8 protein-coding genes are annotated in these 10,404 nt (G+C 39.1%); 1 reads left to right on the top strand and 7 read right to left on the bottom strand.

Annotated features, from left to right (window positions below; all coding sequences use genetic code 11):
• Nucleotides 1-494: 494 nt before the first annotated feature.
• The 6 genes from PN450_RS00520 to PN450_RS00495 all read right to left on the bottom strand — a co-directional run bounded on the left by PN450_RS00520 (nt 495) and on the right by PN450_RS00495 (nt 6,975).
• A complete protein-coding gene (locus PN450_RS00520; RefSeq protein WP_148766153.1) occupies nt 495-722 on the bottom strand; it encodes a hypothetical protein in 228 nt (75 codons plus the stop codon).
• Nucleotides 709-975 (bottom strand): hypothetical protein, encoded by a 267-nt coding sequence (locus PN450_RS00515; RefSeq protein ID WP_148766155.1) that lies wholly within the window; start codon nt 973-975, stop codon nt 709-711. The genes PN450_RS00520 and PN450_RS00515 overlap by 14 nt, the downstream gene beginning before the upstream one ends.
• Nucleotides 976-1,114: 139 nt before the next feature.
• Nucleotides 1,115-2,575, bottom strand: a complete 1,461-nt coding sequence (gene purF / locus PN450_RS00510) for an amidophosphoribosyltransferase (RefSeq protein WP_271835009.1) — start codon at nt 2,573-2,575, stop codon at nt 1,115-1,117.
• 282 nt (nt 2,576-2,857) lie between these two features.
• A complete protein-coding gene (gene purL, locus PN450_RS00505; RefSeq protein WP_271835007.1) occupies nt 2,858-5,242 on the bottom strand; it encodes a phosphoribosylformylglycinamidine synthase subunit PurL in 2,385 nt (794 codons plus the stop codon).
• 298 nt (nt 5,243-5,540) lie between these two features.
• On the bottom strand, nt 5,541-6,854 hold the full coding sequence (locus PN450_RS00500; RefSeq protein ID WP_271835005.1) for an RNA-guided endonuclease InsQ/TnpB family protein: 1,314 nt from the start codon (nt 6,852-6,854) through the stop codon (nt 5,541-5,543).
• 1 nt (nt 6,855) lies between these two features.
• Nucleotides 6,856-6,975: a helix-turn-helix domain-containing protein gene (locus tag PN450_RS00495; RefSeq protein ID WP_271835003.1), complete on the bottom strand. Its 120-nt coding sequence runs from the start codon at nt 6,973-6,975 to the stop codon at nt 6,856-6,858.
• A 686-nt stretch (nt 6,976-7,661) separates the two neighbouring features.
• Here PN450_RS00495 and PN450_RS00490 point away from each other — a divergent pair.
• The gene (locus tag PN450_RS00490; RefSeq protein WP_148766163.1) at nt 7,662-8,270 is read left to right on the top strand and encodes a hypothetical protein; all 609 of its coding nucleotides are present in this window, start codon (nt 7,662-7,664) and stop codon (nt 8,268-8,270) included.
• A gap of 14 nt (nt 8,271-8,284) precedes the next feature.
• On the opposite strand, the gene PN450_RS00485 is transcribed toward PN450_RS00490, so the two are convergent.
• Nucleotides 8,285-10,404: COR domain-containing protein (locus tag PN450_RS00485; RefSeq protein ID WP_271835001.1), on the bottom strand; the 2,120-nt coding region annotated here is incomplete at its 5' end.

The raw sequence follows: 10,404 nt of genomic DNA, 5'->3' as shown, positions 1-10,404 counted from the left end.
CCTTATTCCAATTAGAAATATGTTTCTCCTGATTGAGTGTAACCAAATGAATACACTGAAAGCATTGAAAAATCCAGCGTAAAGTAGGACGATTAGTTGCTTTGCCTAATTGATTTTTAATCCCACATTCCGCACCCCCCGGTGTCACAATCGGTAATTTCGGACTTTTTAATATATTAAAGGATGATTTTTATACAAAAAGGTCGAAATTTTATGTGGCTATCGCTAATCCCAAATCCCCCAACGACCATTTTTCGTTGTGTGACAGTTTAGGGTGCGGAAGATGGGTTAAAAGAAGATAATATTCCTATTCCAGAGTCTTCACCTACAAGTAATCTCATCAATGAACTTCGTAAAACTCCATCATCTGACCTTTTAGAAAGCTGTATATTTTGTCGTCCTGAAAAACATCAATGATTTATTTAAATCTACTCACCTGGCTTTAATTGCTTCTAAAGCATACCTTTAGTTTTTGAGTAGCCGCAGTATTTTAATTATACATGATAAGCAGTGATTACCTTTTTCTGATCAGGAGTATAAATAGATTCTACTCTTGGGTATTGTTCATGAACCCACCAAACTTTAATTCTGTTACCTTGCGCTGGAGCAGTTCCTGATATAGAATAACCAGCATCAATCATTAATTTTTCAAATTGATTTGCATCTAAAATTGTACATTTAAACTTTGGTAGTCCCTGTATTTGATGCTTATTGAGGGTCATAACTACCCTGATAAGTTGTGAATATCTTATAACCTGGTAATACTAAAGCCATACCCACATTACTATGTATCGTACCTGGATATCTGTAAGGTTGATCATCAGGAATAGCACCACCAAACCGAATATGTATTCCTGGTAGCCATAAGTAAAATCCAGGAATTAATAAATCCATACTGTAAGCTATTTCTCTCATTGCTTCATGAGTGAAGTTATTGCTTGTCAGTGTAAAATTGGTGTTTGTAATGTTCAACATAAGTTTTCAATCTCCAATTAGGAATTGTGACAAGAGGAATTAGTTTCAATTAATGTTCTATTTTATCCCCAAAATTGACAATTGACAATTATAAATTATCAATTATCAATTTAATTACTTCTTGGATATTCCCGATTTCCTAAACTACAACCTTTTCCAAAATCAACTTAGAACGCTTCATTTTTTCAGGAATAGCCACGGGATAATTACCAGTAAAACAAGCTGAACAAAAACTATTAGTATCTTCTCTGGTGGTTTCTAACATTCCTCCCCAACTCAAATAAGCTAAACTATCAACTTGTAATTGCTTGGCTATTTCCTCCACTGATTTTGTCGCCGCAATTAATTGATCTTGGGTATCAGTATCAATACCATAGAAACAAGGATGAGTTACAGGAGGAGAAGAAATTCTCATGTGGACTTCTGCTACACCAGCATCACGCAAGGCTTGCACAAGTTTGCGGCTAGTAGTTCCCCGGACAATGGAATCATCAATAATCACAACTCGCTTACCGAATAAGACATCTTTAAGGGGATTAAGTTTCATTTTAATCCCTGATTCCCGCATGGCTTGGGTAGGTTGAATAAAGGTGCGACCGACGTAGCGATTTTTAATCAGTCCTTCACCATAAGCTATACCAGAAGCTTGAGAAAAACCAATGGCCGCAGGAATACCAGAATCAGGAACACCAAACACTAAATCAGCTTCTACAGGGGCTTCAGCCGCCATTTTCCGTCCTAACCGCATTCGATAACTATATAAAGTTTCGTTGTGCATGAGGCTATCAGGACGGGCAAAATAGATCATTTCAAAGATGCAAAGTTTGCGTTCTGATTGTTGATGCCATTGAAATGATTCTAAACCAGTTTCAGTGATCCAAACCAATTCTCCAGGGGCAACATCACGCAGATATTCCGCACCGATAATATCTAAACCGCAGGTTTCGGAAGCGAGAACATAACGGACTGGGTTACTATCTAAAGTACCAATGACTAAGGGACGAATGCCGTTGGGGTCACGGACTCCCATTATACCATCAGGTGTGGCAATAGTCAGACTAAATGCACCCTCGCAACGATGAAAGGCACTCATAGCCCCTGTTACCCAATCTGCACCAGCGTTGACTTCTTGAGCGATCGCATAAGCAATCATTTCCGAGTCCGTGGTCGTGATTAAGTTAAACTTATCTTTGAGTAACTCTTCTCGCAATTTTACGGTATTGACTAAATTACCATTATGTGCTAGAGCTAATAAACCCAACCGAGTTTCGACTACAGCGGGTTGGGCGTTAACTTTGCGACTAGAACCGGTAGTGGAATAGCGATTATGACCAACTGCCAAATTTCCGGGTAATTGATCTAAAATGATTTCATTAAAGACTTGAGACACCAAACCCATATCTTTGTGCTGGTGGACACGCGTACCCTCAAAGGTAGCAATTCCAGCAGATTCTTGACCCCGATGCTGAAGAGCATACAATCCAAAGTAGGTCAATTTAGCAACGTCTTGTTCTGGGGCATAAATGCCAAACACACCACAAGCTTCTTCTGGCTTGTCACAGGCGTTTTCATCCGAGGTAACGGAATTAAGGGGAATCATGCTGGTATTGCTCCTGGTGGGGTGTCGATTCAGTGGGAACTAGGAATTGGTGATTGGTGATTGGTGATTGGTGATTGGTGATTGGTGATTGGGAATTGGGAATTGGGAATTGGGAATTGGGAATAATTAATTTTTATCCTGACTCCTGACTCCTGACTCCTGACTCCTGACTCCTTCTTCTTAACAAATCTTTAACCATCCATTAAAACAGTACCGTAAATTGGTTAAGAATCAAGTGCGAATTGTGAATTTTCGTATTCAAACCTTGATTTTTGCTGTTGATTAGGTATTGGTGTAGATAGCGAGACGTTTAGAGATTGCCTGAGAATAGCGATCGCTCATATCTTCGAGACTAACCTGGAGTAACTTATGGTTATCTGCGGTTAAAATCTCTAAATTACCGGAATTAGTTACTGTTCCCAGTTTTTGCCAATTCTCTGGAAGAGTTCGGTGTAAATAGGATTCCCATTTTTCTTGGCTTTCTCCACTCACAGAAACTAAAATTCTCGCCCCACCTTCACCAAAAAGAACTTCATCAAAACGGGAATCGTGATTTGCACTAATTGGGAAATTAATTTCCGCCCCCAAATTCCCAGAAAGACAAGATTCCGCTATAGCAACAGCCACACCACCCTCAGCCGAATCATGGGCAGAATTTACCCAACCAGCGCGAATACCCTCACGACAAGCTTTTTGCACCTGCCGTTCTAAATCAAAATCAATTCTAGGCGGCTTACCAGCGATCGTATTATGAATAGTTGCCAAATATTCAGAAGCACCCAATTCTATTTTAGATTTTGGATTTTGGATTTTGGATTGAATTGATAAACCTAGAAGATAAATTATATCATCTGCATTTTGCCAACCTTGTCCGCAAATTTTGGTTAAATCAGGAATCAATCCCACCATACCCACAACCGGAGTCGGATAAATTGGTTGGGGATTACCTTCTGCGTCAAAAGTTTCATTGTAGAGAGAGACATTCCCCCCAGTTACCGGCGTTCCCAACTCCCGACAACCCTCACTCAAACCCCGACAAGCGGACGCTAATTGCCAATAACCAATGGGTTTTTCTGGACTACCAAAATTGAGGTTATCCGTCACAGCGATGGGTTCAGCACCCACACAGCTAAGATTGCGGGCAGCTTCCGCTACTACTGCCTTTGCCCCTTCATAAGGATCAAGATAGACATAACGAGAATTACAATCTACCGTAGCTGCAACACCGGATTTTAGATTTTGGATTTTGGATTTTGGATTTTGGGGTGCTTCTAAGGGACGGATACGAATGACAGCCGCATCAGCACCACCGGGTAACAATACGGTGTTATTCTGAACTTGATGATCATATTGACGATAAACCCAGCTTTTAGAAGCAATGCTAGGAGTATCTAGCAAAGTCAATAGAATCTGATTCCAACTTTGCAGACTTCCTGCAATTTCAATACCCGCAGCATTGCCAACAGGTAAACTATCACTTGTCCATTGCCATGCTTTTTGGGCATATTCCGGGGCTTCTGTTAATAATTCTCTTTCATACAAAGGCGTATTTTCCGCCAAAGCATCAGCCGGGATTTCGGCAGCTATTTTCCCCTCAAACCAAATTCTGACAATGGGTTCTGCAATAACTGTTCCCGCAACCACCGCTTGCAGTCCCCAACGGTGGAAAATATCAATTAATTCCTGTTCTCGTCCTTTTTCGGCCACAAACAACATTCGTTCTTGAGATTCCGAAAGCAGGTATTCATAGGGAATCATTCCCGATTCCCGCACCGGAATTTTATCTAAATCGAAGTCAATCCCCACACCACCTTTTGCAGCCATTTCCGAAGTGGAACAGGTGATACCCGCAGCCCCCATATCCTGTGCCGCAACTACAGCCCCGGTTTTAAATGCCTCTAAACAAGCTTCAATTAAGGACTTTTCGACAAATGGATCTCCCACTTGCACAGCGGGACGGTTATCCATTGATTCCTCAGTCAATTCCGCACTGGCAAAACTTGCGCCGCCCATGCCATCCCGTCCGGTGGTTGAACCCACATACAGCACGGGATTTCCTAAGCCTGAAGCCCCTGATTTAACAATTTCCGCCGTTTCCATCAAACCCAGTGCCATGACGTTGACCAGGGGATTGACCGAGTAAGCGGGGTCAAAATAGACTTCACCACCTACAGTCGGCACTCCAACGCAGTTACCATAATGGCTTATGCCCGCCACTACGCCTGCAAACAATCTTTGGGTTTTGGGATCATTCAAATCTCCAAAGCGCAAAGAATTTAATAAGGCTATGGGACGCGCCCCCATGGTAAAGATATCTCTTAATATCCCCCCTACTCCCGTGGCTGCACCTTGAAATGGTTCAACGGCGGAAGGGTGGTTATGGGATTCTATTTTAAACGCTAATTGTAGTCCGTCGCCGATATCCACAACTCCAGCATTTTCACCGGGTCCGACAAGAATGCGTGGTCCGGTGGTGGGAAACTGTTTGAGTAATGGACGGGAATTTTTATAACAGCAATGTTCTGACCACATCACCCCAAACATTCCTAGTTCGGCTTTGTTGGGGTGACGGCCTAAGCGGCGGACGATTTCGGTATATTCTTCTGGTTTTATGCCTTCTGAGGCTATTTCCTGGGGGGAAAAGGGATTTTCACCAAATGTGGTCATGGAAGTTATGCACCAAGAGGACAGAGAAATATTCTATCTGAGATTCCCAACTTCTTTTTTTTTTAATCTTGTCATTGACAAAAATTTCTGGTAAATGGGCTGGAATCGTATCAGGTTTGTGTTTGACACTCCCCGGTCTAAAGACGCGGGGATTCTTAAGATTTTACAATCCTAATATCCTGTTCACACAGGTTCCCAGACTCAGTACGTTTGCACAAAAGTGCGTGCTGATACCGCCAGTTGCTCTACTTGGGGAAACCCCAAGACCGCACTGGCTCATCTTCTGGGCGTTTAGCTGTTAAACAGCAAGTTTCGCGGAGTCCCCGCGTACTATTTCCAAAGCTCTATCTCTAATCGTTTTAGCAGCACCAATATCAGCGTGTTCGTGATATCCACATTCAGTACAAATGAATTTCTCACCATCACGATTTGACTTATCAGTATGCCCACAATTCCTACATTCTTGACTGGAGTATTTAGGATTAATCTTAATTACAACTTTTCCTTGCTTTACAGCGAGATACTCAATTTTTAAAATTAAATCACTCCAACTTGCATCAGAAATAGAACGGTTTAATCCTTTTTTTCTAGATTGCCCATTCTTTAAAAATCTTCCAGTTTTTTCATCGGTCTTAACTTGGCAACGCCTCAACATACCGGAGACATTTAAATCTTCTAAAGCAATAGCATCAACCTTTCTAGAAACTATTGTATTAGCAACACTCCATTGATAAGCAGTCCTTTTATCTGTAATCTTTTTGTGAAACCGTCCTACCTTATTAGCTGCTTTTTTACGATTCTTACTACCCTTGACTTTACGATTAATCCGTCGCTGTCTAATTTTTAAAGTGCGTCTAGCTTTTTTGTTGGTTGAGAATCTAGGATTATCAATTTGATGTCTGTCGGAGAAATGGACAAGTTTAGTTATTCCTAAGTCACAACCAAGAATAGAATTAACCCTTCGACTTCGCTCAGGGTTAAAGCCGAGCGGAGTCGAGGCTTTAACTTCGTTTAGCGGTTTTTTTACATAGTCTGGTATGGTTTTATCTTCAATTCTAATTGAGACATACCAACCATCTTGACGCTTTCTTAATGTGGCAGCTTTGATAGTAAAGCCTGTTGGTATTGAGCGAGAATTGAAAAACCGCAGCCATCCCAACTTAGGAAGATAGATTTTATTCCCTTGAGCTTTTACGCCCATCTGGTAAGTAAAAGAGGTAAAATTACTCCGGTTTTTAAACTTAGGAAACCCTCTCCCTTCAAAAAAGTTTTTATAGGCAGTGTCAAGGCGTTTGACGTTTTGCTGTAGGACTGTAGAATCAATCTCAGCAAACCAAGGTCTAGCTTTTTTTAGATATGGTAATGCCGTTATTTGAATATCACCAGCACTGCGTCGAGGGTTTTTGATGTTGCCATTTTTATCGGTTTTAACATCCTTCCACGGCTCTCCACTTGCTCCATTTTTACTGACAAAACAAGTTAATGGACAAGCTTCTGCTTTAGTCCTAATATCACAATAGTCACCTTGAATAAATTGCTGGTTGTATTGAGCTATTCTGTCAGCCAAACTCCAATTGTAAGTAGACCGGAGCATATCTAGCCAACCGTCCATTTTAAGCTATTCTGTCAGCCAAACTCCAATTGTAAGTAGACCGGAGCATATCTAGCCAACCGTCCATTTTATCGGATTGACTAATATTAGGACGTAGCTTATATACATAGTTTGTTAGCAAATATAAGTCCCTCCCATTGTTGTTTCCTTTATTTGATTAAACAATAGCCATATACAAATAGCAAGTAAATATTTTAAGGTTATGGCTAAGTTTTCTCCAGACGAGTACAGGCACGAAAGCAACGCAGTCTCACTGCTGAATTGTCTATTGCGTAAAATTTGATTAATTTCTTTTCTTACTAATGCCCAAAATGGATTATCCAATAATTGAAGCATAAATTTCATAAAATGTCTTTACCTTGATCTTGTAGTTTCCCTTTCTTTTTTTGTTACTCTAACTCACATAAGGCGTTAACTTACTTAAATTAATAAGATCATCATTATTAGGCTTTTTTGCGGTTAAGTTTTAGCGTGAGTCTGATTTTATACTTATTAATCCTAAGCATTCAGCTAATTGTGCAATTTTGAGTTCTGCTTGTTCAGCCCTGATTCTTGAGAATTGGGCTTTTTCTTGACCATAAACCTAATTCTACTCCTCAAGGTAAAATAGAATAATGTCGACATTCATTACTATGGGATGAACAATGAAACAAATAGTCGGTTCTGATACGGCATTTCTATTTCTATCAAGAGATAATAATTAAATCTTCAATCAATCTTGATTACCATCTGACACAAAATTAATAATTAGTGTCATAACTAACTGACTAATAACTGATGATTGATCACTAATTAGGTCTTGTTCTGATGTCAAATATTTATAATACCCAAGAGTTAATTCAGATATTGGCAACCGAACGCCAAGCTTGCTTAAAAGGTGAACGTTTGAAGTTAGATGTAACTGTTTCTGGTAATCCATTTATAGATCAGTTTGTCAGAACCGACGGACTGCAAAGATTCACGGCCTACCAAGATTTTAAAACTTCTATTCATGAATATCAACGAGAAAATCAAGTTTCTGGAATTATCTGGAAAGATATGACTGTTAAAGGTAAAAATCTGCATTATCCAGAAATTGATACTGAATTAATCGCTTTAGAAAGTGATTTAGAAATATTGAAACCTGCCAAAGATACAATTTTAGAATTTTGGTATTTCGTGACAGAAGAAATGGATTTATATTTAAGTTTTAGTAATGGTAAACAACATCAAAAAATTGTAAAAGTAGATGTAGAAAGAATTGTCCAAAGAACAGAATGGGCAACTTTATTAAAATGGGAAAATCCGAACTTTCTAGAAATCATTTTACAATTAGGTTGGGGACAACCCCAAGAAGCAGCTTATAAACGGGGAAGACCACTAGCGGGGAGTGAATTTATTCATGCAGTTAATCCGGGATGTTATCCTATCGGTTAATATGAGGATTTTCATCAAGGTGTGGGGGTTGGTTGTGGTGTTATTTCGGAAGTAGGAACACCCATATAAAAAAGTAGAAATACTAAAATAAATGCTGCAAATGCTCCTGTGGCTTTAACCTGGGTTTTTGTCTTCATAAAAGGTATTGAAGCTTGTAAACCAAGATCACCAGAAACTAAATAACCGGCAATACCAGCAAATGCAGATGCTAAAAATCTTACAATAGCTAAAGCATTACCATTCATACTTCTAGGGTTGAGAATCAGGACGATAAAAGCTATTAATACTGCTAAAGCCATAGCCAAAGCAATACCCCGTTCAGCAGAAGAAATAGTTGGTTTTTCAGGTTTTGGTTCCATAGTCGGTTCGCGTAGTTTTTGTGATCCTATTATCCCACGATTTTGGCGTTTTCGTCTTTCTGCTTCTGATTCAATCCCATTTAGCAGTTCTAGCGCATTAAATGTTTCTGTTAGTCCTTCGGGAATGAAATCTAAATTTTTATCTGCATAATCCAGTAAATTTTTATAATCTGCAAATATACCAGAATATCCGGGAATTGGTACTTTTTCTTTCGCTTCTAAACCTTTAATAGTTTGATGAATACTATCGAACTGAGAACGAATCATTGAGAGTAACTCTCTGCGGGTGGAACTATTACCACTAATAAAAATAAAGATTTTGCGGTCTTCTTGATCACTTTTTAATAATGCTCGATTGTTGCCAGATTTTAATACAATACCACTTCGCCACCAAGTTTTTTTATCTGCTTGATGGTGCATTCTCACAATAAAACGGGAAATAATGCTGCTAGGTAAAATATTATAATGATATTCAAAAGCCAGAACATTCTCCCATTCCCCAGTTGCAGGTTCTTCCTTTGGTAACAAGTCAGGAATGAGATATTGATTTTTATTATCCAAAGGAAAACAGAGTTCAAACTTCTCCATCATTTTGATAATAAATTCTGGCTTATCGTCGGGATATTTAACAGAATCTAAAATTCTTCTTAGTTCTTGAAATGTCAATATACCCCGAAATTGAGTCATTAATAAATTGTCATTGAGAATTTTATAAACACCATTTGTTACCCATTCCGAATTAAGCACCGGAACACCTTTTAAGCCGAAATCATCTCTAAAATTGAGAACAATACCCAGTTGATGCAGCAATTCAATTAAAGTAGATTGTTTAAGTTCTTCAATAATTTTTTCATTCTGGCAAATACTTTGATATTGGTGGTAAAGAATATAGTCCTTTTTCGTCTTTTCTAAATGGGTTTTTACCTGAAACCAACTTTTAGGTAAAGGTTCGTTAATGCCTTCTAAATTAGCAAGTTCGCGTTGAATAATTAATAATAAATTTTCTATACCTGCTCCAGTTTTACAAGAAATAGGAACTATATCTTTAATATTTTCGTATTTTTTGCGTAAGCCAGTTTGATCAAGATCCAAAGGATGATCATCAATTTTATTGCCAACTAAAATAATCGGGGAATCACCGCCAAAACTCTGAATAATTCTTAGCCAATATTCCAATCTATTTTGTTGTTCATTTTCACGGGCATTAATTACCAGCAAATAAAGGCTCCGTTTAGTGAGAAAAAATTGGTGGGTAGCGTGCATGATTTCCTGTCCACCAAAATCCCATATATTTAGTCGAATGGTTTGCCCATTAACTTCTAAATGCCAATTTTCAATATTGATGCCTTGGGTTTTGCTTTCGTTGGCATCAAATGTGTTATTAATCAGTCGTTTAACTAGGGAAGTTTTACCCACAGTTCCTTGACCAACTAGCAATACCTTAGCTTCATTGAGAGGTTGTTGCTCCTCGGTTGCCAGAGAGAAATAGTAGGTGAGAATCTCTGACGGTTTACCTAAGCTATCCCAACTGCTCCCTAAAATTTCCGCGGGAATATTTAGCTGATTCCTACGTAAATCGAGTTTTTCGAGTTGAGATAATTGTTTAATGGCTTCTGGCAATCTTGTCAGTTGATTGTCACCGAGGTCAAGCCCCCTCAGATTGGAGAGTTGGGCAATGGCTTCTGGCAATGTTGTCAGTTGATTGTTACTGAGGTAAAGCAAGCTCAGATTGGAGAGTTGGGCAATGGCTTCTGGCAATGTTGTCAGTTGATTGT

The organism is Dolichospermum lemmermannii CS-548, from assembly GCF_028330815.1.
GTDB classification, from domain to species: Bacteria; Cyanobacteriota; Cyanobacteriia; order Cyanobacteriales; family Nostocaceae; genus Dolichospermum; species Dolichospermum lemmermannii.
Note: the sequence above shows the minus strand (reverse complement) of the source record. Positions and strands in the feature narration are given on the sequence as shown.